Origin of the sequence: Pseudarthrobacter quantipunctorum (genome assembly GCF_045291495.1) — a bacterium.
In the GTDB taxonomy this organism is placed as follows: Bacteria; Actinomycetota; Actinomycetes; order Actinomycetales; family Micrococcaceae; genus Arthrobacter; species Arthrobacter quantipunctorum.
Map to the genome: position 1 here is coordinate 3,585,524 of NZ_CP148033.1, position 21,874 is coordinate 3,607,397.

A 21,874-nucleotide genomic window follows, 5' to 3' on the forward strand; every position below is an offset into this window, starting at 1 on the left:
AACTTCTACCCCTTTGTATATGTTCCGCGCCACAGCCTCTTTGATGTGACTTTCACTACACCTTCAGTTCTACTACACTCCGGGTCCGCCTGATGTCTGTGTCGTTGGAAATTTCATCAGGCGGACGCTTTGTGCTGATGCGCTGAAGATTCTTCGCCAGTCAGGCCAAGGGGCCCACCGCTGATTCGACTGCACGGCGGACCTCCCCTGCTGCCACCAGCCTGTCCGCGGCTTCAAGCTCCGGGGACAGGAAGCGGTCCGTCCCCGGCCCGTCCACCACGGTCCGCAGTGCACGGACGACGGCGGCGCCCGCCGGCCCCGGAGTCAGCACACCGCCGGAGAGCTGGCTGCGGATGTCCAGGGCCCGCGCAGACGTCACCAGCTCGATCGCCAGGACGCGCCGCAGGTTCTCCACGGCCTTGCGGAGCTTGCGGGCAGCGTGCCAGCCCATGGAGACGTGGTCTTCCTGCATGGCCGAACTCGGGATGGAGTCCACCGATGCGGGGACCGCGAGCCGCTTGTTGTCCGAGACCAGCCCGGCCTGGGTGTACTGGGCGATCATGAGCCCGGAATCGACGCCGGGGTCCGCTGCGAGGAATGCGGGAAGTCCGTGGGACCGCGCCGGGTCCAGCATCCTGTCCGTCCGCCGCTCAGCAATGGAGCTGAGGTCCGCGACGGCGATGGCCAGGAAGTCCAGGACGTACGCCACAGGGGCGCCGTGGAAGTTGCCGTTCGAGCTGACCCGGCCGTCGGGCAGCACCACCGGGTTGTCGATAGCCGCTGCCAGTTCGCGGGACGCCACCAGGTCCGCGTGGTCCAGCGTGTCCCTGACCGCACCGGTGACCTGCGGGGCGCAGCGGAGCGAGTAGGCGTCCTGCACCCGGGAATCGCCCACTTTGTGGGAGGCCACGATCGGCGAACCGGAGAGTACCCGCAGCATGTTGTCAGCGCTGGCGGCCTGCCCCGGATGGGGGCGCAGTGCGGCGTGCAGCTCCGGCAGGAACACCTGGTCTGTGCCGAGCAGCGCCTCGACGCTCATCGCCGCGGTGATGTCCGCCGTCGTCAGCAGCTGCCGAAGGTCTGCGATGGCCATGAGCAGCATGCCCAGCATGCCCTCTGTGCCGTTGACCAGGGCCAGGCCTTCCTTCTCCGCAAGGGTGACCGGCTCGATGCCGTGCGCTGCAAGCAGTTCAGCAACAGGCCGTTCTCCCCGCCCGCCGTACCTGGCGCCGTCGGGCCCTTCCGCCTCGCCTTCACCCATCAGCACCAGGGCGCAGTGCGACAGGGGCGCAAGGTCCCCGGAGCAGCCCAGCGACCCGAACTCGCGGACCACCGGCGTGATGCCGGCGTTGAGGACGTCCACCATGGTCTGCAGGACCACGGGGCGGACGCCGGTGCGGCCGGAGGCCAGGGTCTTGGCGCGGAGGAACATGATGCCGCGCACCACTTCGCGTTCCACGGCCGGCCCCATGCCGGCGGCGTGGCTGCGGATCAGGCTCTTTTGCAGCTGGGTACGCAGCTCGTTGGGAATGTGGCGGTTAGCAAGGGCGCCGAAGCCGGTGGAGATTCCGTATGCCGGGACGTCGCTGGCGGCGAGATCGTCAATATGGGCCCGGACCTTGGCAACGGTTTGCAGGGCTTCAGCGGAGATGGCCACCTTCGCGTTGTGGCGCGCGACGGCGACAACATCCTCGGGCGTGACCCCGCTGGTGCCGAGGGTGACGGTCAGCGGTTCGTGGGTTGTCAATGTCATGATTCCTACTTTTGTGGTGTGTGGGGATCGACTGCTCCGTAACTGTCGTTTTCGAGGCTCTAAACGACAGGTACGGAGCAACCGATGGACTAGTTGGTCTCTGAAGACTCGTTCATGGGAATGCGGACGCCGCGCTCTTTGGCGACCTCGAGGGCGCGGTCGTAGCCGGCGTCGGCGTGCCGGATGACGCCCATGCCGGGGTCGTTGGTCAGGAGGCGCTCGAGTTTCTCGGCGGCGAGGTCGGTGCCGTCGGCGACGGAGACCTGGCCGGCGTGGATGGAGCGGCCGATGCCCACGCCTCCGCCGTGGTGCAGCGACACCCAGGTGGCACCGGAGGCGGTGTTCAGCAGGGCGTTCAGCATGGGCCAGTCGGCGATTGCGTCGGAGCCGTCGGCCATGGCCTCGGTTTCGCGGTACGGGGAGGCGACGGAGCCGGAGTCCAGGTGGTCGCGGCCGATCACGATGGGCGCCTTGACCTTGCCTTCCTTGACGAGCTGGTTGAACAGCAGCCCGGCCTTGGCGCGTTCGCCGTAGCCCAGCCAGCAGATGCGGGCGGGCAGGCCTTCGAACTCCACCCGCTCCTGGGCGGCGTCAATCCAGCGGTGCAGGTGCTTGTTCTCCGGGAACAGTTCCTTGATGGCCGCATCGGTGACGCGGATGTCCTCGGGGTCTCCGGAGAGGGCCACCCAGCGGAACGGGCCCAGTCCCTCGCAGAACAGGGGGCGGATGTAGGCCGGGACGAAGCCGGGGAACTCGAAGGCCCGGGTGTAGCCGCCCTTGCGGGCTTCGTCGCGGATGGAGTTGCCGTAGTCGAAAACCTCTGCCCCGGCGTCCTGGAATTCCACCATGGCCTGAACGTGCCGGGCCATGGACGCCTGGGCCTTCTTGGTGAAGCCTTCCGGGTCCGCTTCGGCTTCGCGGTGCCATTCCTCCACCGAGATGCCTTCGGGCAGGTAGGACAGCGGATCGTGCGCGGAGGTCTGGTCCGTGACGATATCCACGGTCAGTTCGCCGGCCCGGTGGCGGCGGAGGATCTCGGGGAACACCTCGGCTGCGTTGCCCACGTAGCCCACGGACCAGCCGCGCCGCTCCTCCTTGGCTTTGAGGACCTTGGCGAGGGCGGCGTCTAGGTCCGTTTCCACCTCGTCCAGGTAGCGCTTGCCGGCGCGGCGGCGCAGGCGGGTCTCGTCGACGTCGACAATCAGGCACGCGCCGTCGTTCAGGGTGACGGCCAGCGGCTGGGCGCCGCCCATGCCGCCGCAGCCGCCGGTGAGGGTCAGAGTGCCGGCGAGGGTGCCGTTCTCGTCCCCGGTGAGCTTGCGGGCGATCGCGGCGAAGGTTTCGAAGGTGCCCTGCAGGATGCCCTGGGTGCCGATGTAGATCCAGGACCCGGCGGTCATCTGGCCGTACATCATCAGGCCCTCGGCCTCGAGCCGGCGGAACTCGGGCCAGGTGGCCCAGTCGCCCACCAGGTTGGAGTTGGCCAGCAGCACCCGCGGCGCCCACTCGTTGGTGCGGAACACGCCCACCGGCTTGCCGGACTGCACCAGGAGGGTCTCGTCCTTTTCCATGGTTTCCAGCGTCCGGGTGATCGCGTCAAAAGCAGCCCAGGAGCGAACGGCGCGGCCCGTGCCGCCATAGACCACCAGGTCATCCGGGCGCTCCGCGACCTCGGGGTCCAGGTTGTTCATCAGCATGCGCAGCGGCGCCTCGGTCTGCCAGGACTTGGCGGTGAGCTCGGTGCCGCGGGCTGCTTTGACCGGGCGGGCACCGGTGGTGAAATCGGCGGGTGCCATGGGGGCTCCTTCAGGTAGGGGTGTACTGGAACTTCTGTATCTACTAAAGCCTGTCCGCAGCGGCAGAAACAGGGCGTGCACGCGGGTGCTGTCCGGGATACCGGACGCTCGCCTTTCCTCCCTTGCCCCGTCCCCGACCGTCCCAGAGGCGAAGGTTTGCGAGCTCCCGGTGATGGCGCAATCCGGGTGGGGACGGGACTACTTGGCGGGCCGGCCGTGGAGCCGGACCGAGAGCTCATCGGCGGCCTTCTGGACGCGCGCAGCAAGCGCCGGCCACTGCCCTGCCGGCACCTTGTCCTCGAGGAACGTGACGGCGACGGCCGCCGTCGGCCATCCCAGGTGGTCCGTCACGGCGGCGGCGATCGAGCCAAAGCCCGGCGTGACCTCGCCATGTTCCGTGGCATAGCCGCGCTGCCTCACCTGGTCCAGGTGGGAGGACAGCGCCGAGTACTTCATGATTGCCCCTTCCACCTCGTGCCGGGCGGTGAAGGCAGCAGCGTTCGGATAGAGCGCGCGGACCTGGGACTTGGGAAGGGCTGCGAGGATGGCGCGGCCGCTCGCGGTGAGGTGGCTGGGTAGCCGGACGCCGACGTCGGTCACCAGGGACGGCCGGTTCTTGGCCCGCTCTTCCACGATGTAGAGGACGTCCCGCCCATGCAGCACGGCAAGGTGCGCGCTCTCGCCCAGCGCATCCACGAGGGAGGCAAGCAACGGCCGGCCCAGGCGGGACAGCGGTTCCTGCCGGGAGTAGGCGGAGCTGAGCTCGAACGCGCTGATGCCCAGCCCGTACCGCTGCTCCTCATGGAGGTGGAGGACAAACCCGTTTGCTTCCATGACGCCCAGCAGGTGGTAGACGCTGGAACGCGGCAGGCCCAGGGTGGAGGCGATTTGCGACGCCGCCATCGGGCCACGCCGCGACGCCAGCAGTTTGAGGATGCGCAGGGTGTTCTCGGCAGCGGGGACTTTGGACGTCGCCTTCGATGCCGCCTGTGGTGCGCCGCTGGTTCCAGGGCCGGCCTCAGTGTCCAACAGCATGTTTCCTCCATCGCTTCTTGCGCGGCCTCGCAGCCCTGTCCGGTATCCCGTACTTAACCTTGCGCGCTGAAAGGGCCCCTGTGGGCCATCAGACCATGCCTGGTGTCTGGGATGCCAGACACCGCAGGGGCGGCGACTGTGAACGCTTAGGTGGAGTCCCCGCCATGGATAAACAACAAACCCTGCTGCTGCAGGGCAAAAGCCAGGATCAGATCCTGACCACTACTTTCCCGAGGCTGCGGCCCTCCCGGAGATAGGTGATGGCGGCCGGTGCTTCCGCAAGCGTGAAGACCTTGTCCACAACTGGCTTAACGCTCCCGGCTTCAACGAGGGATGCCAGGGCTTCAAGGTCAAGGTGCGTCTCCTTCGACACCAGGCCCTTGAATTTCTGCCGGGAGAAAAGCGAGAACAAGGGTGCCGCGAGTGACCTTTCGAAGCCACCGGTCAGCTTTCCACCGCGCTCGCCTCCGACGAGCACCAGCGTGCCCCGCGGGCCGAGCGCACGTTTGAGGACGGAGAGCGGACGGTTGCCGGCGGTGTCCAGGATGACGTCGTACCGCACCCCGCCAGCAGCAAAGTCCTCCCGCGTGTAATCCACCACTGCGTCAGCGCCGAGGGACCGGACCAGTTCAACTTTGCCCGTGCTGCACACCCCCGTCACGTCCGCACCAAAGGCCTTGGCTATTTGCACCGCGAAGGACCCCACTCCCCCGCCGGCCCCAATGACCAGCACCTTCTGGCCGACCGTAACATGCCCGGCGTCCCTTACCGCCTGCAGGGCCGTGACGCCGGAGATGGGCGCCACTGCCGCTTCTTCGAATGAGAGGTTCCGGGGTTTCGCGGCAAGCCTGCCCTCCCTGGCACACACGTACTCGGCAAAGGACCCCTCCGACGTGCCAAAGACCTCGTCCCCAGCCTTGAGGCGGGTCACGCCGGCTCCAACCGCCTCCACAACGCCGGCCACTTCCCGGCCCCGCACGGGCACTTTGGGCTTCTTCAGGCCAAAGCCAAAAAGCCGGATCAAGTAGGGCAGCCCGGTCATCAGGTGCCACACGCCCTGCTCCACCCCGGCGGCCCGCACGCTGACCAGGACCTCCCCCTTGCCCGCTGCAGGCCGGGCAATATCCCGCAGCTCAAGTACGTCCGCGGTCCCATAGACGTCCTGCACGATAGCTTTCATGCTTGATCTCCGTTGGGCCGCCGCAGGTACCGGAACGCATTCCCCGGCAGCCTGTCCCGCACCGTCCGGCGCGCTGGCAGCAGGCCCCCAACCTAGGGAAAAGCCAGCACCGCGTCAAGGGGGCGGCCGACGGCGGGACCACCTCTTGTGCGCCGGCCCCACCGCCGCCCATGGTTATCAGAACCCACGGCGGATTCTGCGGTTCCCCTGCGCCTCCGGCCGGCAGCAGTTGCCGGCTGCCGGCCGGAGGCCTCCGCCCAGTGCCAAACGCAGAAGCTCCGCCGCTATACGGCGGCAGCGGCCGCCTGCACAGCCTCAGCCAGCGAGGTGGCAGGCCGTCCAAGCAGCCTGCGCAGGTCTCCGCTGCTTACCAGCAGGTCCCCGCGGGCGATGCCCAGGTCCGAGTCGGCCAGGATCTCCGCGAAGGCCTCCGGGACCCCCACCCCGGCCAGCAGGTTTGCGTAGTCATCTGCAGGCAGGTCGTTGTAGGTGATGGTTTTTCCGGTGGCCGCGCTGATTTGGGCTGCGAGGTCCGCCATGCTGAAGGGTTCGTCACCGCCCAGTTCATACACCTTGCCCGCCTGGCCCCCAGCCACGAGCACGGCAGCGGCGGCGTGGGCGTAGTCCGCACGCGCGGCGCCGCTGACCTTGCCGTCGCCGGCGCTCCCGGCCAGGGCACCCTGCGCCAGGGTTCCCGGCAGCTGGTCGGTGTAGTTCTCCAGGTACCAGCCGTTCCGCAGCAGAACGAAGGGAACCCCTGAGTCCCGCAGGATGGCCTCGGTGGCCTGGTGCTCGGCCGCCAGCTTCATCCCCGTGCTGTCGGCGTTGGCGATGCTGGTGTAGGCCAACAGCTCCACGCCTTCGGCCTTCGCGGCCTCGATCACGGTGCGGTGCTGCTCCACGCGCTGGCCAACCTCGCTGCCGGAGATGAGCAGCACTTTCCGGGCGCCTTTCAGTGCCGAGGCCACGGAGGACGCATCCGCATAGTCCATTGCCTTGACCTGAACGCCGCGCGCGGCAAAGCCGGCCAGCTTTTCCACTGAACGCCCCGCGGCCACAATCTCCCCGGCTGGGACGCTGCGCTCCAGCAGGGCCTCGACGACGTGGCGGCCCAGCTGACCGGTTGCTCCGGTGATGACGATGCTCATGAAAATTCCTTCCGTAGGGTGTCTGTCGTGAAGCACAACCACCAGGAGTTTTCATTACTTCCCCAAAGAGAGTACGCACTTTCAGGTAAGGTACTTACATGAAAGTTAGTGCCTCTGACCGCCCTCCCCAGGCAGCACCACTTCCGGTCGACCTTGCCGACGGCGTCTTCCCGGCCGGGTGCCCCAGCCGGACCGTGCTGGACCACGTCACCAGTAAATGGGGAGTGCTGATCCTGCTTGCGCTTTCCGAGGGCGAGCAGCGGTGGAGCGACCTGCGGCGCCGGGCCGAGGGCATCAGCGAAAAGATGCTGGCACAGACCCTCAAGACCCTGGAGCGGGACGGCCTGGTGCGCCGGGACGCGCAGCCGGTGATTCCGCCCCGGGTGGATTACAGCCTCACCGAGCGCGGGTACGGGCTGAGCGCCCTCCTGGTTCCGCTGGTTGCGTGGGCCTTCGAGAACGCGGAGGACATCGTCAACGGCCAGCGTTGAGTTTCACTGTCACAGGCAAGTACCGGCCTTGCCAAAAGCGAGTACCTGTTACTGGTGTGACTGGTGTGAATAGCGCCTAGCTTTGACGTAAGGTGCCAGCCGGAATGGGAGGGCCGCCCTCTGCTGGGAACGTTCCGGTTAACCTGCACCATAAGTGGGCGGCCTGCGCCGCTTCCGAGGAGTTGGTACATATGGCCAAAGCCGTTGTCCGGGACCCGTCGAGCATGGGCCGGCCCATCAGCTTGACCAGCGTTGCAGCCCAAACATGGAACCGCATGCTGAAGCCCTTCGCCCCGCGGTCACCCTACAACATCGGTGACGCCGTGGTGGCGGATGACCCGTTCAAGGGCCGCCGCGAGGGAGTGGTGGTTTTCCAGCAGGGAACATCCGTGGGTGTGGATACCGCCCACGGCGTGTTCTTCTACGACCACCGGCAAATCAAGCAGCTGGATTGAGTTTTTGTCCAGATATGCAGGGGTGGACGCCCGCGGAAGCCTGCATATCTGGACGAAAACTCCTGTGCCAGGCGGCTAGCGTGCCGACCAGCCGCCATCCATCGTGTAGCTGGCGCCTGTCACCATACCCGCGTGGTCCGACGCAAGCCAGGCAACCAGTGAGGCCACTTCTTCCGGCTCCACCAACCTTTTGACGGCAGACTCGGTCAGCATGACTTTGGCCAGGACCTCCGACTCAGGGATCCCGTGCACCTTGGCCTGGTCCGCGATCTGCGACTCCACCAGCGGGGTGCGCACATATCCGGGGTTGATGCAGTTGGAGGTAACCCCGTGCTCCCCGCCCTCAAGCGCCGTCACCTTGCTCAGCCCCTCCAGGCCGTGCTTGGCGGAGACGTAGGCGCTCTTGAAGGGAGAAGCCCGGATCCCGTGCACCGAGGAGAGATTGATGATCCGGCCGAAATTGTTCGCATACATGTGCGGCAGCGCCGCCCGGATCAACAGGAACGGCGCCTCCAGCATCAGGGTAACCAGGCGACGGAAATCGGCCGGCTCGAAGTCCTCGATGGAGCTGATGCGCTGGATCCCGGCATTGTTCACCAGGATGTCGCAGTCAAGGCTCAGGGTTGCGAGCGAGTCCACGTCCAGCAGGTCAACGGCCCAGGTGGTGCCTCCCACTTCATCCGCAAGTGCTTCCGCCGCGGCGGCGTCGACGTCCGCGATCACCACCTTGGCACCCCGGGCGGCGAGGGCCCGCGCGCTGGCAGCGCCGATCCCGCCCGCTCCCCCGGTAATCAGTGCCTTGCGGCCGTTCAAAGTGTTTTCCATGGCAGTCCCCTCGGGCTTTCTAACAGAATTTCCGGCCGGTCACGCAGCGCACCGTCTAACGGGGCAGGTCCGGCAGTGCTATCTGCCGGGAGCTGTTCAGCGCTCATGGGTTTCTCCTCCGTGTCCACGGCGACACGTGCTGTGACCTCCAGCACTAATGGCTTCACTGAGTCTTACTGCACGGACATGCGCCTTCAATAGCCAATGCAGCACGTGCTGTGTGCAGAATTGCAGATATGAACGTCAATCCGGATGACCTGCTGGTGCTCCTTGCGGTGTCCCGCACCGCCAGGTTCACGGCCGCCGCGCAGGCACTGGGCCTGAACCACACCACAGTTTCCCGCCGGATCGCCTCCCTGGAGAAGGCACTCGGCGGAAGGGTCCTGGCCCGTGCCCCCGGAGGATGGGAGCTGACCGTCCTGGGAGCTCAGGCGGTCCAGGCCGCTGAGCAGGTCGAAGCGGTGGTGGGCGCCCTGGGACCCGCCGGACGGGCACCCGACCCGATTACCGGCGTCGTACGCATGACCGCAACCGATGGCTTCAGCGCCTATATCGCCGCACCGGCGGTGGCGCGACTGCGGCGGGACCATCCCGGGCTGAGCGTTGAGGTGGTGACCATGACGCGGCGTGCGCTGCAGCAGAGGTCCGGCCTGGACATCGAGGTGGTGGTGGGCGAACCCCAGGTGCACCGGGCCGAGGCCATGCGGCTGGGTGAGTACATGCTGGGAATGTACGCCTCGCGCGCCTACCTGGCCGAGCACGGCACGCCGGCCACGGTGGCGGAGCTCAATGACCACCCGCTGGTCTATTTCGTGGACTCGATGCTGCAGGTGGATGACCTGGACGCGCCCCGCCGGCTGGTGCCGGCCATGCGGGACGGCCTCACCTCCACCAATGTCTTTGTCCACGTGGAGGCAACGCGCGCCGGCGCGGGGATCGGTTTCCTGCCCTGCTTCATGGGCGACCTCCACCCTGACCTGGTCCGCCTGCTGCCGGCCGAGATCGCCGAACTGCTGCCCTACTGGATGGTGCTCCGGCCGGATTCGCTGCGGCGCCCGGCCGTGGCGGCTGTGGTGCAGGCACTGCGGGAACAGATGGCCGAACACCGGGAATGGCTGCTGGGCCGTGGAAAAACCTCGCCGGCTGCTCCGTAACTGTCGTTTTCGGGGGTGGAAACGGCAGTTACGGAGCAATCGATGGGGTTGCGGGCGGGTCGTGCCGCACAGGTGCCCCTGCCGCGAATGCCCGGACCTGGGCGTCGTCCCACAGGTGTGCAGGGACTGCACCACCCAGGAGCCGCCGGTGGAGCTTGGGGTCGTCGCCGAACGGGGTATCGCTGCCTGCCATCACCATGTTTCCGTAGCGGCGGCCCTTCAGCATGGCGGGGTCCGCGATGATCACGGTGTGTTTGAAGGACGCCGCAATGGTGGCGGCATCCTCCCTGGCGTTCTTGAGGTCCGGCGCGTCACCCGAGTTCACCACGTAGACTCCGCCAGGCGCCAGGACGCGCTTGACGTGCCGGGTAAATTCCGCGGTGGTCAGGGGACGCGGGGTGACAGCCCCGGCAAACACGTCCCGGATGATGAAGTCCCGGGTGTCCGCCGTCAGGGTCTCGGTCACGTCGCGGGCCTCCCCCACGCGGAGCCGCAGCAGGGGCGCCTTGGGCAGGTCGAACCAGCCGCGGACGTACTCGGCCAGCTTGCCGTCCAGCTCCACCACCACCTGCCGCGCGTCCGGGTAGGCGGCGTGGAAGTACCGCGCCAGCGAGCATGCTCCACCGCCAAGGTGCAGGCCGCGAAGCTTGGGTCCGGATGACGCCTCCGACGGCGGCCAGCGCGACTCGATGAGCGCTGCCATCCACCGCATGTATTCAAAGTCCAGGAACAACGGGTCGGCGAGGTCGATGTGGGAGCTCATGACGCCGTTGATTTTCAGGAGCCAGCCGGTGGAGTTGTCCTGGTCGGCGATCAGCTCGCAGTCTCCGGTGTCGATGTAGTAGACGCCCTCAACCGGGCCGTCCGGCCGGGTTCCCCTGGGAACCTCCACCACTCCCGCCGTGGGACGGCTGCCGCGGCCCCCCGGCTTCCCGCGTTTCGCCATTACCCGTGCCCCGCTTCACTCAAACCAACCAAGTCCAGTTCTCAACCCTAGTTGGTCTGCACGGCCCCCTCGCCGTCGCGGATCTTGTTCACCACAGCGGTGGTGGAACGGTCCGCCACGTAGTCCAGGATGGCAACGCGGCCGCCGTATTCCTCCACGGCCGGCGTCTCGGCCAGCATCTCCGGGGTGTAGTCCCCGCCCTTGGCGTAGACCTCGGGACGCAGCTGCCGGATCAACGGCGCCGCGGTGGGCGTATCAAAGACCGTCACGTAGTCCACGCAGCTCAGCGCCGCCACCACGGCGGCCCGGTCCGCCACCGCATTGATGGGGCGGCCCGCGCCCTTCAGCCGCCGCACGGACTCGTCACTGTTGAGCGCCACCACCAGGATGTCCCCCAGCTGCTTGGCCTGGTTCAGGTAGCGGGTGTGGCCGCTGTGAAGGACGTCGAAGCAGCCGTTGGTCAGGACGATGCGCTGGTCCTGCGCGCGGTGGAGCTCCAGCTGCCGTTCGAGCTCGCCGGCCTCCAGCGCGGTGTCCGCGAACGCCTTCAGGTAGCGGCTGAGCTGAGCCGTGCTGCAGACCGATGTGCCCGGCTGGTGCACCACGACGTCGGCGGCTGCCTGCGCCAGGTCCAGGCTTGCCGTGAGGGGCAGGCCTGCCGATCTGGCCAGGGTCAGTGCGGCCACGAAGGTGTCACCGGCTCCCGATGCCTGTTTTTCGGCAGCCGGGCGCGCCCACGTCCGGTGCGTCACGCCGTCGGGCCTCAGCAGCACGGTACCGTCACGGTCCAGGGTGACCACCACGGCCCCCGCACCCGTTGCCTCCAGCAGCGCATCCGCGTGCCGGCTTACCTCCGCCACCCTCTCCTGTCCTTCCGGGAGCCGGAGGTCCAGCATCCGCGCCGTTTCCTGGGCGTTGGGGGTTACCAGGTCCGGGCGGAGCGGCGCCCACGGGCGGGGGTCGTGGGAGTCGACCACCAGCAGGGGCCGGACGCCGGGCTCCGCGCGGTCCCTGCCCGCGAGGGCGTCCACCAGGCCCCGGCGGACAGGGTCAGCCAGAACACCGGTGCCGTAGTCGCATACCATCACCGCGTGCTGGTGTTCGACGGCGGAGCGCACCGACGCCGCAAGCTCGGCCAGCGCTTCGGCGGGCACGGACCTGGCTGAGTCATCGATGCGGAGCATCACCTGGCCGCCGCTGCTGATGCGGATCTTGGTGGTGGTGACCATGTCCGGGTGGTCGAGGAGGTAGGTGACATCGATCCCGGCCGCCACCAGCTGGTTGCGGAGGTCCATGCCGGCGTCGTCGGTTCCAATGATGCCCGCAACGGAGACCCGGGCCCCCAGGGCGGCCAGGTTCATGGCGGTGTTCGCGGCCCCGCCCGGCACAGACTCGCGGTTCTGCACGTCCACCACCGGTGCGGGGGCCTCCCGGCACAGCCGCTCGATGCTCCCGCTCCACCAGCCGTCCAGCATGACGTCGCCCAGCACCAGGATGGCCGGCTGTTCGGCGGCGAGACGCCCCGGCAGCCAGTCCGCGAGGGCGCGCTGCTGCGAAAGGTCCACGGCCTCTGGGGTCGGGCTCATGGCCGGTCCTTCTGTGGGGCCGCTTCGGGCGGCGCCGCAATGTGCACCACTTTGACCCGGCTGAACTCATCCAGCAGTTCGGGGCCGTACCCGAAGCCGGCGCCGCTGATGCCACGCGGCTGGGCAGCACCGCCGGGGGCACCGCCGAACACCTCGTTGATTTTCACGGTGCCCACCGGGAGGGCGGCCACCGCCTGCTGGATGTGGGCGATGTTGCCGGACAGCACCGTGGCGGCGAGGCCGTACTTGCCGCTGCATGCCAGCCGCAGGCCGTCGTCGAACGTTTTCACCACCTGGACCGGGGCCACCGGCCCAAAAGTCTCCTCCGTCATCACTTCCATGCTGTCCGTGCATCCGGTCAGGACCGTTGCGGGGTAGAACGCGCCCGGCCCGTCCGGGAGTAAACCGCCCTCGAGCGCATGTGCACCCTTTTCCAGCGCATCGGTGACGTGGGCATGGACGGCATCGCGCATGCGCTCGTCCACCAGCGGGGCCACCGTGCCGTCGCCGTTCCGGAGAGCTGCCTCCGCCTCCAGGGCAGCGCAAAACTCCGCGGCGATGGCTTCATGGACATAGATCCGTTCAACCGCCACACAGATCTGGCCGCTGTTGCTGAAGGCGCCCATCGCGGCCTGTTCTGCCGCCCAGACGGGATCGACGTCGCGGTCCACCAGCAGGGGATCATTGCCACCGTTCTCCCGGATGACATGCGCTCCGGTCATGGCGCCGGCCCGCGCAATATTGGCGCCGGCCGCACTGGATCCGACGTGGGCGATGACGTCCGCCCCGGATTGGGCAAGGAGTGCACCCACGCCCGCCCCGCCGGTGACCGTCTGGAACACGCCGGCCGGGAAGGCCGCGGACAGCACCTCCCCCAACGCCTCACCGAGGCGCGGGCAGCGTTCGCTGGGCTTGTGGACCACCGTGTTGCCGGTAACCAGTGCCGCGCCGATCAGCCCGCAGGCCACCGCCACGGGATCGTTCCATGGGGTAAGGAGCGCAGCGACTCCGCGCGGTTCCGCCACCGTATAGTCCGAGGCCAGCTGGTTGCCGCGCAGGCTGAGGCCGCGATGGACAGGGCCAAGCTCGGCGTACTGCTCCAGGGTGGAGACTCCGGCCGCGATCCCGGCCAGCGACTCTTCCACCGGCCGTCCCGTTTCGCTGGCGTTCAATCCGGCCAGTTCCCCGGCGGCCACATCGAGCGCCCGCGCGGCGTTGCGGAGTGCGGCTCCACGCTCTGCCGGGGCAGTGGAAGCCCAGTCCGCCGCGGCGCTCCGGGCAACCTCGACGGCGCGGGTCACTGCATCGGGCTGGGCCTCGGCCACGGTCCAGAGGACCTCACCGGAACGAGGGTTGCGGATGGTGATCCCGGAGCGGTCTGCTGCTTCGGCGTCTGTGGGTATTTCAGTGGCAGTGGTGGGCATGGTGTTCCTCCCCGTCGGTTTTCCGGTCTGGTGGCCTGTTGCGTTTAGGGCCAGGAGCCCTCTTCCTCGTGGCAGATCAGCATTTCCCGGACCTCGCATCCGGTGGGCTGTGACAGGGCAAAGAGGATTGCCTGGGCCGTGTTGGCGGGATCGTTCAGGCGGGAATCGTCCTGCGGCTTGTACTGCTCCGTACGGTCGTCGAAGAACCGGGTTTTCATGCCGCCGGGGATCATTGTGGTCACGCCGATTTCGCCCCCGGTTTCTGCTGCGAGCGCGTGGCTGAATCCCACCACGCCGAACTTGGAGGCGCAGTAGGCGGTGGCATCGGCAACGGCCCGCTTGCCCAGGGTGGAAGCGACAGTCACTACCCGGCCGTGGCTGGCCTTGAGGTAGGGCAGGGCGGCCCGGACCACCGAGACGGTGCCCATGAGGTTTACCCCAATCACCTTTTCCCACTCAGTGGCCTCAACGTCCGCCAGTTTCCCGCAGCGGTCAATGCCGGCGGCGGTGACCACGGCCTCCAGGCCGCCCAGTGATTCGGCGGCTTCCTTGACGGCGGCTTCCACCGCCGCGCGGTCCGCCACGTCCACTTCGAAGGCCTTCACGGCGGAGACATTGCTGATGTCCCGGTCCAGCACCACCGGGGTGCCGCCTGCCTTAAGGACGGCGTCGACGACGGCGGCCCCCAGTCCGGAGGCACCTCCCGTGACGAGCACGCGGCCGGGGTTGTTGGTTCCAGGCACATTCACTTCTGCAGTCATGGTGTTCCTTTCAGTGGGAATACAAAATCAGGGGGGATACAAAGACGTGCGGCAGGGCCGCGGTCAGCTCACCTTGGCAAGGGCATCGGCCAGGCCGGTGGTGGAACGGGCAGGATGGTAGGGGACGGTAAGGCAGCGGCCTCCCCATTTCTCCACGAGGTCGGCCTCCGGCAGGCGGGCACCCTTGTAGTCCCCGCCCTTGACCCAGATGTCCGGGCGAAGGCGTTCCAGGGCGGCTTCCGGGGTGTCCTCATCGAAGACCATCACCGCGTCCACACACTCCATGGCCAGCAGCAGTTCTGCCCTGTCCTGCTGGCTGATGATGGGACGCTCCGGCCCCTTGAGCCGGCGGACAGAGTCATCCGAGTTGAGGCAGACGATCAGGCAGTCGCCCAGTTCGCGGGCCGCGGCGAGGGAGCGGACATGGCCGGCGTGCAGCAGGTCGAAGCAGCCACCTGTGGCCACGACTGTCCCGCCGTTGTCCCGCACCGCGCGGGCCAGCAGCAGCGGTTCGCTGGTGCGGAGCCTGCCGGCTGCCTGGTTCGGCGGCTTCGGGGCGGCTGCAGTGGGGCCGGCCGGGTCCGGCAGCGCGGACACTCCCCCGCTGGCCAGGAAATCCGCGGCGTCATGGACTGCCAGCCTGGCTGCCTCCCCGAGTTCGCGGCCTGCCAGGAGGTGGACTGCCAGGCTGGCCGCGAGCCTGTCACCTGCACCGCAGGGATCGCCCGCTTCCACCCGTGGCGCCGGCACAGCCTGCGCAGAGTCGCTGCCCTGTTGCAGCAGGACTGCTCCCTGCTCGCCCTTCGTGACCAGGACGGCGCGGCTCTGCCAATGCTCCATCAGGATCCGGCCGGCCCGGGCTGCCGGGTCCTGCGTCGCTGTGTCCTGGAGGTTGGCGTAGGCCCCTGCCGCCTTGCTGGCCTCGGCGAGGTTGGGCGTCACCACGGCCACGCCCGGGACCGGCTGTGGTCCCGAAGGATGCGGATCCCAGATGATGGGTACGCTGCCGGCGAGCCGGGCCAGGAGGTCCCTGAGCTGCGGATTCTCCGCCAGGCCCCTGCCGTAGTCGGCCACGATGATCACGCCTGCCTGCTCAACCGCACGGAGCATGGCCGGGCTGGCTTCCGGAACAGGCGCCTTGCCGCAGCCTTGGTCAAAGCGCACCACCGGGTGCGATCCCGCCCTGACCCGGGTCTTGACCGGAGAGGGATGGCCGCTGGGGCCGGACACAAGCCGTACCCCGGCGAGGTGCGCTTCAAGCTGCCGCCCGGCGTCGTCATCGCCCAGGACAGTCACCAGGGTGACGGGCCAGCCGTCCTCCGCCAGCATCCGCGCCACCAAGCCGGCACCGCCTGCGCGCCGTTTGACCCCGGAGACGTCCACCACCGGAACAGGCGCGTCGGGGCTGAGCCGGGTGGCTTCCCCGGACAGGTCCACGTCCAGCATCACGTCGCCCACCACGACGATCCTCATGCCCGGCCTCCCCGCCCCGGCAGGCCGGCGTCGGGAACGCCGCGGCGTCCCACCTCCAGGTCAAACGCGCGGCACATGGCATGCAGGGCGATCAGGTGCCCCTCCTGCGCATTCGCGTTGAGGGCATCGATCATTACCGCCTCGTCACAGGCCTCGGACAAGGGGTTGGGGCCGGCGCCGGTGAGCGCCCAGGTGGTGATGTTGAGCCGGGCGGCCACCTCCGCTGCCCGCAGCAGGTTGGGGCTCTTCCCGCTGGTGGAAAGCAGCATCAGCACGTCACCGGAGCGGCCGTGCGCACGCACCTGGCGCGCAAAGACGTCGTCGTACCCATAGTCGTTGGCGATAGCTGTGACGGCCGAGGACTCGGCGTGCAGCGAGATGGCAGAGAACGGGACGCGCTCGCCGTCGAACCTGCCCACCAGCTCGGCGGTGAGATGCTGTGCCTCCGCAGCTGAACCGCCGTTCCCTGCGGCCAGGAGGCGCTGCCCGCGCAGCAGGCGCTGCGCAAGCTCCACTCCCCAGGCGGCCAGGCGGCCGGACTGGCGCCGCAGCGAATCCAGCGCCGGCACTACGTTGTCCAGGTGGGTCTGGACGATATCTGCGGTTGCCGGGTCCACAAACCCGGAACCGGGCAGGACGGGCGGCAGGGCCGCAGGGGCGGCCAGGGTACGCAGCCCGGCGTCACGAAGGGACCATTCCGGAGTCACAGCGCCGCTCCTTCCATCGGGGAAACGCCGGCAGGAGCTCCTGCCACAGCGAGCTGGTAGGCCTTTTCGGTTTCGGCGGCCACCCGGTCCCAGGAGTACCGGGTGCGGGCGCGCACCTTGCCCGCGTTTCCAAGCTCCGTCCGCAGTGCAGGATTATCGAGCAGCATGGCCAGGGCGGAGGCGATGGCTTCCGGGTCGCGGGGCGGCACGTGCAGCCCGGTTCCGTGGTCCACCACTGTGTCGCGGAGACCACCGACGGCGGCAGCCACCACTGGGACGCCGCAGGCCATGGCTTCCAGCGGGACAATGCCAAAGGGCTCGTACCAAGGGGCACACACCACGGCGTCGGCGCTGCGGAAGATTCCGGGCATCTCGCTGCGGGAGACCTGTCCTTGCAGCCGCACCTGATCCGCCACCCCGAGTTCGGCGGCAAGGCCCAGCAGGCGGCGCACCTCCGGATCCGCGTCAAGGACCCCGGAATCCCCGCCGCCGCCCACGATCAGCAGCTCGACGCCGTCGAACCCTGCCTCGCGCAGGTAAGGCAGTGCCCGGATCACCAGGTCTACTCCCTTGCGCGGCACCAGGCGGCCCACCGAGAGGATCCGGTACCTCGCCGTCCTTGCCGCCACGGGACCGTCAGCCGAGAAGAAATCCAGGTCCACGCCGCAGGGGGCAATGGAAATCTTGCCGGTGTCGATGCCCATGGCCTTGAGCTCGAAAACCTCGTCCGAGCAGGTGGCGATAATCCTGTCCGCGGACCTGCCCACACCCGGTTCGAGCCAGCGGCGTTCCCCCGGGCTGGTGTCCTCGGCGCCCTGGTGCCTGCGTTTGACGGTCCCCAGCGCGTGGAAGGTCTGGATGACAGGGACCCGGTACCCGGACTCGGGGCGCCGGGCCGCGTCCAGGGCGGCCAGGCCTGACATCCAGAAGTGCCCGTGGACCACGTCCGGCGGCCGCTGGCTCCAATCCCTGGCCACGCCGTCGGCGAGCTCACCCATGAAGGGCAGGAGCTCGTCCTTCGGAACGTGGCGGGCCGGCCCTGCATCCACATGGACCACGTCCAGGCGCCGCCCCACCCGTACCCTGGCCGGAAGCTCCGTTGCGTCCCTGCGGGTGTAGACGGTGACGTGGTGGCCGCGTTTGGCAAGGGCCTCCGACAATGCCGCAACGTGCACGTTTTGCCCGCCGGCATCCACCCCGCCCAAGGCCGCCAAAGGACTGGCGTGTTCTGAAATCATCGAGATTCTCATGGGGTCTTCCTCTCTCGCGCCGGAACAAGGATCCGCTCGTCCAGGCCGGTGTTGCCGGCGGTCTGTATGCGCCTGGGCCGGCCGGCCAAGTCCCCCAGCAGCTCATCCCAGCGGTCCTGGAACTTCCCCAGCCCGTACCGTTCCAGTGCCGCTTCACGCGCGGCGGCTCCCCGTCGTCGTGCTTCCTCCGGATTGTCCACCAGCCGCCGCGCACAGCGGACCAGCTCGTCGATGTCAGCGGACACGGCACCCGCTTCCGGCGGCACGGCCCGCGGTGCTTCGGTGCTTGCCAGGGCAACCACCGGCATCCCCAGGTGCATGGCTTCCAGGAGGGACAGGCCCAGTGAGGTCCAGCGCATCGGGTGCACGTAGACGCGGCACCGTGCCAGTTCGCGGTGCAGTTCCTGGGTCTTGAGGTCGCCGCGGGACGTCACCCGGGAGGAGTCAATGCCTGCGGCGGCAGCCAGGCCGTCCGTCTTCATGCCGAAGACCTGCAGCGGCGCCACGGACGCGAAGGACGGCAGCAGGTCGGTTCCCGTCACGCGGCCGCGGCGGACGGGTTCATTGACCACCACGCCCAGCTGCGCCAGCTCGCCCGTGTAGAGCTGCCCGGGGTCCGGTATTCCGTGCTCGATCACCGTCGACACCGCAGATCCGTTGTCCCAGGCGAGCCGGTTGAAGTGGGTGACGTGAACCAGGGGGATGGCGGACTGGTCCGCGAGCGGGTGCCGTGTGAAGGGGAAATCGCCCTTGGGGGTGTTGTGCTCCACATACACCGCCGGCAGGTCAATACCGGGCCGGCGGCCCAGCACGCGCTCCACTTCAGCAATTTCTTCCGGTCGTTGCAGCACGACGGCGTCGACGGCGTCCGCGTCCAGCGCCGCCAGGTCCACCTCCCGCACCGATGCGGGCCACTCCCTGCCGGCACGGCCAAGGCCCCAGGGCCCACCGGCGGGCAGGACAGGGAGCAGGTATTCATGGCGTCCGCGCACGAAGGCGTCCGTCCAGGAACCGTGGACATGCCAGAGCAGGATTCTCATCTGTTGCGGGCCTTTCTACGGGTGCTGACGTGGGTACTGAAGGAGCTCACTCCGCCCATCAGGCGTTCCACTGCCGCCACCACTTCCTCGGGCGAAACGGAGTCCAGGCAGGGGTGTCCCGGAACCGGGCAGACGCGGGCGCGGGTCATCCGGCAGCGAGCGTTCTGGTCCCCCAGGAGTTCCAGCGGAACCCCGTAGGGTGCCCAGCGGATGGCGGGGACCACAGGGGAAAACAGGCAGGCAACGGGAGTGCCTACAGCGGCCGCGAGGTGCGCGGGACCAGTGTTGCCGGTGATGACTGCCCCCGCTCCTGCCATGACACCGGCCATCGTCTGCAGGTCAGTGCGCCCGCCGAGGTCCAGCGCCGAGGGTCCGGCAACGGTTGCGGTGAGGGAGGTTTCGCTCGGTCCGCCGGTCACCACCACGCGGTGGCCCGCACCCTGGAGGAGTTCGACGGCGGCCGCGTGGTGCAGCGGGGGCCAGGCCCTTGCGGGCACGGCCGCACCGGGGTGCACCACCACGTAGGGTTCGTGCCCCACCAGGTCGCGGACGTCGGGGACGGAGGCCACCCGGAGCTTGCCGTCGTCGCCCGCCGGCAGCCGGAACCCTGCCGCCTCCGCGATGCCCAGGGCCCGTTCCGCCTCGGGCTGGTCTTCCGGAAAGTCCTCCCCCGGCTTGAGCCGGACGTCCAGCAGGGACCCGGCGTAGTCGGTGGACGCCCCGGTGATCCGTTCGACGCCGGCCAGCCGGAGCAGCAGCGCAAGCGGCAGCGGGGACTGGTGGAAGGAGGTCAGGATGACGGCTTCGGTGATCCTGGAATTGCGGACGTACTCGATGAGCCTGTCGGCGTGCGGCCCGGTCATTTTCGGTGCGGGATTCATGATCCAGGGGCTGTCCCAGCTGTAGACCTCCGCCACGCCGGGCAGCAGGCCAGCGGCAGCCTCACCTTGCCTGCCGCACAGCATCACCACGTGGTTGGGCCGGCTGCCGTCCGAAATCCGGCCGTTCGCCACGGCCCGGACAGCAGGCCCGGCCAGAAGGACATCGCCCATGCTGTCCAGACGCGCCACCAGGACGCGGCCCATTACCGCCGCTCCTGCAGCAGGCGCACGGCGGCGGCCAGGTCCTGCGCCACCAGCGGGGCGTCAGCCACCTCCGCGGCAAGCGTGACAGGGGTGGGAACCAGGACGCCGGTGGCGCCGGCTGCTTCCGCAGCCCTGACGTCGGCGCCGATGTCACCGATCAGTGCCGCCTCGGACTCCGGGACCCCGAGCTTCCGGCAGGCGCTGTGGACCATTCCCGGTGCGGGCTTCCGGCACGGGCAGCCGTCCTGCTCCGCGTGGGGACAGACTTCCCACACGTCAAAGGGGCCAAGCAGTTCCTCAACCCTCGCATTTACCCTGGCGACGTCGTCGGCAGTGATCATGCCCCGGGCGATGCCGGACTGGTTGCTGACCACGCCGGTGGCGATTCCATCAGAGCGCAGGGCATCGAGGACGGCTTTGGCGCCGGGCATCGGCCGGACAAGGTCCGGATCCCCGTTGTACGGCACATCGACCACCAGGGTCCCGTCCCGGTCGAACAGGACAGCCCTGAGCCTGGATGTTTCGGTGCTTCCCATGTCCTCCCTGTTCCCCTCTGCTGCTGCTCCTAAACGGGGCCGGACGATTTTCCCGGCTTTCGGTGGGCTGTGGCTCCACGCCGCTGAACAGGCAAGATAGCGCCCGCCGTGCCCGTTGGCGGTCTTTCTTCGGTCTTTTGGCGGGTTACGGAACGCCGGGCCCAGGAGCTGCGGATTCCCCCGCCACGGGTTCGGCCGGGCGGACTCGCGCGCAATGGATTAAGGCGCGGCGGACTCACGATTCCCGGGGAGCCTGGCGGCTACCTTGTCCCCGCCCGTGTGGTGCCCCTGCGGGCAGCACTCCTGCCGGAAGGGGCAGGACTGTCCAGTCCGTCGGCGGTCCGCAAGGACGCGCCGGCCAGCGGTGCCATGCGGGCCCCATGGCCTGCATTTCCCCGGGCAGTGTTCGCTTGCCTTTCGTTCCCCGGTTCGGGGATGGCACTGTCCTCCAGCCTGCGCTGGAGGGCCACCAGCACGCGGGCAAGACGGCGCGAGACCTGCATTTGGGACATGCCCAGCCGCTTTCCCAGCTGCACCTGGGTTTCCTCGCAGAAGTAGCGTCGGTACAGGAGCTCCCGGTCCGCAGGGTCCAGGTCCTGGATGGCATCACGCAGGCAGGCGAGCTCCTCCAGGCGTTCCAGCGGCGTCTCGGGGCATGCCAGCACCTCGCCAATGGACGGCGCGTCGGAGTGCGGGTTGACGGCGTCCAGCGAGTCGGGGTGCATGCTGGACGACGCCGAGATGGCCTCCTGCACGGCGGCGGGATCTTCGTCCAGGGCCCCGGCCAGCTCGTCAACGCTGGGACTCCTGCCCAGCGACTGGGTGAGCTCCGGCTCCGCCCGGAACATCCGGGTGCGCAGGTCCTGGATGTGCCGTGGGGGGCGGACCACCCACGTGCGGTCACGAAGGTACCGCTTCAGCTCCCCCGTGATGGTGGGGGCTGCATAGGCGGGAAAGCTCTCACCCTTGGACTGGTCGAAGCCGCGGGCGGCCTTGACGAGTCCAAGGTAGGCAACCTGGTTCAGGTCGGCGCGTTCGCGTCCGCGGGCTTCAAACCGGGCAGCAAGGGCCTCGGCCAGGTCCAGGTAGCCGAGGACCAGATCGTTTTCGAAGGTCTGGCGCAGCCGTCCGGCCTTGGTACCGGAAGGGCTGTTTCCCAGGAGTCCTGGCTGGGTCTGGTGAACGTGCATCGTATCCACGGCAAGCGCGGGAAAGTTTTCGGGCATTGT

General features: G+C 68.4%; 20 protein-coding genes. 3 read left to right on the plus strand and 17 right to left on the minus strand.

Annotated features, from left to right (window positions below; all coding sequences use genetic code 11):
* Window positions 1-160 precede the first annotated feature (160 nt).
* From hutH to WHH00_RS16345, 5 genes are all read right to left on the minus strand, one after another.
* Complete coding sequence (gene hutH, locus WHH00_RS16325; protein WP_406634386.1) at window positions 161-1,753, minus strand: histidine ammonia-lyase; 1,593 nt, start codon at window positions 1,751-1,753, stop codon at window positions 161-163.
* Between the two features lie 89 nt (window positions 1,754-1,842).
* Window positions 1,843-3,549, minus strand: coding sequence for a urocanate hydratase (locus tag WHH00_RS16330; RefSeq protein ID WP_406634388.1), 1,707 nt, complete (start codon window positions 3,547-3,549; stop codon window positions 1,843-1,845).
* A 198-nt stretch (window positions 3,550-3,747) separates the two neighbouring features.
* Entirely contained in the window at window positions 3,748-4,584 is an 837-nt protein-coding gene (locus WHH00_RS16335) for an IclR family transcriptional regulator (RefSeq protein WP_400517100.1), read from the minus strand.
* 208 nt (window positions 4,585-4,792) lie between these two features.
* Entirely contained in the window at window positions 4,793-5,764 is a 972-nt protein-coding gene (locus WHH00_RS16340; RefSeq protein WP_406634390.1) for an NAD(P)-dependent alcohol dehydrogenase, read from the minus strand.
* Between the two features lie 284 nt (window positions 5,765-6,048).
* Window positions 6,049-6,912: an SDR family oxidoreductase gene (locus WHH00_RS16345; protein WP_350000978.1), complete on the minus strand. Its 864-nt coding sequence runs from the start codon at window positions 6,910-6,912 to the stop codon at window positions 6,049-6,051.
* A 98-nt stretch (window positions 6,913-7,010) separates the two neighbouring features.
* Here WHH00_RS16345 and WHH00_RS16350 point away from each other — a divergent pair, with 98 nt between their 5' ends.
* Together WHH00_RS16350 and WHH00_RS16355 are read left to right on the plus strand one after the other, a co-directional pair.
* Entirely contained in the window at window positions 7,011-7,403 is a 393-nt protein-coding gene (locus tag WHH00_RS16350; protein WP_406634393.1) for a winged helix-turn-helix transcriptional regulator, read from the plus strand.
* Window positions 7,404-7,594: 191 nt separating this feature from the next.
* Window positions 7,595-7,858: a hypothetical protein gene (locus tag WHH00_RS16355; RefSeq protein WP_350000981.1), complete on the plus strand. Its 264-nt coding sequence runs from the start codon at window positions 7,595-7,597 to the stop codon at window positions 7,856-7,858.
* A gap of 75 nt (window positions 7,859-7,933) precedes the next feature.
* Here WHH00_RS16355 and WHH00_RS16360 read toward each other — a convergent pair whose 3' ends face one another.
* Window positions 7,934-8,683, minus strand: coding sequence for a 3-hydroxybutyrate dehydrogenase (locus WHH00_RS16360; RefSeq protein ID WP_406634395.1), 750 nt, complete (start codon window positions 8,681-8,683; stop codon window positions 7,934-7,936).
* A 236-nt stretch (window positions 8,684-8,919) separates the two neighbouring features.
* On the opposite strand from WHH00_RS16360, the gene WHH00_RS16365 reads away from it, so the two are divergent.
* On the plus strand, window positions 8,920-9,837 hold the full coding sequence (locus WHH00_RS16365) for a LysR family transcriptional regulator (protein ID WP_350000985.1): 918 nt from the start codon (window positions 8,920-8,922) through the stop codon (window positions 9,835-9,837).
* Window positions 9,838-9,865: 28 nt separating this feature from the next.
* Here the strand turns inward: WHH00_RS16365 and WHH00_RS16370 are convergent, their stop codons facing one another.
* The 11 genes from WHH00_RS16370 to WHH00_RS16420 all read right to left on the minus strand — a co-directional run bounded on the left by WHH00_RS16370 (window position 9,866) and on the right by WHH00_RS16420 (window position 21,871).
* Window positions 9,866-10,783, minus strand: coding sequence for a spermidine synthase (locus tag WHH00_RS16370; protein ID WP_406634398.1), 918 nt, complete (start codon window positions 10,781-10,783; stop codon window positions 9,866-9,868).
* A 47-nt stretch (window positions 10,784-10,830) separates the two neighbouring features.
* Complete coding sequence (rfaE2, locus tag WHH00_RS16375; protein ID WP_406634400.1) at window positions 10,831-12,369, minus strand: D-glycero-beta-D-manno-heptose 1-phosphate adenylyltransferase; 1,539 nt, start codon at window positions 12,367-12,369, stop codon at window positions 10,831-10,833.
* Window positions 12,366-13,793 (minus strand): aldehyde dehydrogenase family protein, encoded by a 1,428-nt coding sequence (locus tag WHH00_RS16380; protein WP_406634402.1) that lies wholly within the window; start codon window positions 13,791-13,793, stop codon window positions 12,366-12,368. Before WHH00_RS16380 ends, rfaE2 begins: the two co-directional genes overlap by 4 nt.
* Before the next feature lie 44 nt (window positions 13,794-13,837).
* Window positions 13,838-14,554, minus strand: a complete 717-nt coding sequence (locus WHH00_RS16385) for an SDR family oxidoreductase (RefSeq protein ID WP_406634404.1) — start codon at window positions 14,552-14,554, stop codon at window positions 13,838-13,840.
* Between the two features lie 63 nt (window positions 14,555-14,617).
* Window positions 14,618-16,027, minus strand: coding sequence for a PfkB family carbohydrate kinase (locus WHH00_RS16390; protein ID WP_406634406.1), 1,410 nt, complete (start codon window positions 16,025-16,027; stop codon window positions 14,618-14,620).
* Window positions 16,024-16,734, minus strand: a complete 711-nt coding sequence (locus WHH00_RS16395; RefSeq protein WP_400517794.1) for an SIS domain-containing protein — start codon at window positions 16,732-16,734, stop codon at window positions 16,024-16,026. The genes WHH00_RS16390 and WHH00_RS16395 overlap by 4 nt, the downstream gene beginning before the upstream one ends.
* Window positions 16,731-17,984: a glycosyltransferase gene (locus WHH00_RS16400; protein WP_406634408.1), complete on the minus strand. Its 1,254-nt coding sequence runs from the start codon at window positions 17,982-17,984 to the stop codon at window positions 16,731-16,733. Before WHH00_RS16400 ends, WHH00_RS16395 begins: the two co-directional genes overlap by 4 nt.
* Window positions 17,981-19,024, minus strand: coding sequence for a glycosyltransferase (locus WHH00_RS16405; RefSeq protein ID WP_406634410.1), 1,044 nt, complete (start codon window positions 19,022-19,024; stop codon window positions 17,981-17,983). The genes WHH00_RS16400 and WHH00_RS16405 overlap by 4 nt, the downstream gene beginning before the upstream one ends.
* Window positions 19,021-20,109, minus strand: a complete 1,089-nt coding sequence (locus WHH00_RS16410; RefSeq protein ID WP_406634412.1) for a glycosyltransferase family 9 protein — start codon at window positions 20,107-20,109, stop codon at window positions 19,021-19,023. Before WHH00_RS16410 ends, WHH00_RS16405 begins: the two co-directional genes overlap by 4 nt.
* Window positions 20,109-20,645 (minus strand): D-glycero-alpha-D-manno-heptose-1,7-bisphosphate 7-phosphatase, encoded by a 537-nt coding sequence (locus tag WHH00_RS16415; RefSeq protein ID WP_406634414.1) that lies wholly within the window; start codon window positions 20,643-20,645, stop codon window positions 20,109-20,111. The genes WHH00_RS16410 and WHH00_RS16415 overlap by 1 nt, the downstream gene beginning before the upstream one ends.
* Window positions 20,646-20,905: 260 nt before the next feature.
* Window positions 20,906-21,871: a sigma-70 family RNA polymerase sigma factor gene (locus tag WHH00_RS16420; RefSeq protein WP_406634416.1), complete on the minus strand. Its 966-nt coding sequence runs from the start codon at window positions 21,869-21,871 to the stop codon at window positions 20,906-20,908.
* Between the last annotated feature and the right edge of the window lie 3 nt (window positions 21,872-21,874).

Coding starts and splice junctions, on each gene's coding strand:
- hutH (WP_406634386.1), bottom strand. CDS start 1,753: ATGACATTGACAACCCACGAACCGCTGACCGTCACCCTCGGCACCAGC.
- WHH00_RS16330 (WP_406634388.1), bottom strand. CDS start 3,549: ATGGCACCCGCCGATTTCACCACCGGTGCCCGCCCGGTCAAAGCAGCC.
- WHH00_RS16335 (WP_400517100.1), bottom strand. CDS start 4,584: ATGCTGTTGGACACTGAGGCCGGCCCTGGAACCAGCGGCGCACCACAG.
- WHH00_RS16340 (WP_406634390.1), bottom strand. CDS start 5,764: ATGAAAGCTATCGTGCAGGACGTCTATGGGACCGCGGACGTACTTGAG.
- WHH00_RS16345 (WP_350000978.1), bottom strand. CDS start 6,912: ATGAGCATCGTCATCACCGGAGCAACCGGTCAGCTGGGCCGCCACGTC.
- WHH00_RS16350 (WP_406634393.1), top strand. CDS start 7,011: ATGAAAGTTAGTGCCTCTGACCGCCCTCCCCAGGCAGCACCACTTCCG.
- WHH00_RS16355 (WP_350000981.1), top strand. CDS start 7,595: ATGGCCAAAGCCGTTGTCCGGGACCCGTCGAGCATGGGCCGGCCCATC.
- WHH00_RS16360 (WP_406634395.1), bottom strand. CDS start 8,683: ATGGAAAACACTTTGAACGGCCGCAAGGCACTGATTACCGGGGGAGCG.
- WHH00_RS16365 (WP_350000985.1), top strand. CDS start 8,920: ATGAACGTCAATCCGGATGACCTGCTGGTGCTCCTTGCGGTGTCCCGC.
- WHH00_RS16370 (WP_406634398.1), bottom strand. CDS start 10,783: ATGGCGAAACGCGGGAAGCCGGGGGGCCGCGGCAGCCGTCCCACGGCG.
- rfaE2 (WP_406634400.1), bottom strand. CDS start 12,369: ATGAGCCCGACCCCAGAGGCCGTGGACCTTTCGCAGCAGCGCGCCCTC.
- WHH00_RS16380 (WP_406634402.1), bottom strand. CDS start 13,793: ATGCCCACCACTGCCACTGAAATACCCACAGACGCCGAAGCAGCAGAC.
- WHH00_RS16385 (WP_406634404.1), bottom strand. CDS start 14,554: ATGACTGCAGAAGTGAATGTGCCTGGAACCAACAACCCCGGCCGCGTG.
- WHH00_RS16390 (WP_406634406.1), bottom strand. CDS start 16,027: ATGAGGATCGTCGTGGTGGGCGACGTGATGCTGGACGTGGACCTGTCC.
- WHH00_RS16400 (WP_406634408.1), bottom strand. CDS start 17,984: ATGAGAATCTCGATGATTTCAGAACACGCCAGTCCTTTGGCGGCCTTG.
- WHH00_RS16405 (WP_406634410.1), bottom strand. CDS start 19,024: ATGAGAATCCTGCTCTGGCATGTCCACGGTTCCTGGACGGACGCCTTC.
- WHH00_RS16410 (WP_406634412.1), bottom strand. CDS start 20,109: ATGGGCCGCGTCCTGGTGGCGCGTCTGGACAGCATGGGCGATGTCCTT.
- WHH00_RS16415 (WP_406634414.1), bottom strand. CDS start 20,645: ATGGGAAGCACCGAAACATCCAGGCTCAGGGCTGTCCTGTTCGACCGG.
- WHH00_RS16420 (WP_406634416.1), bottom strand. CDS start 21,871: ATGCCCGAAAACTTTCCCGCGCTTGCCGTGGATACGATGCACGTTCAC.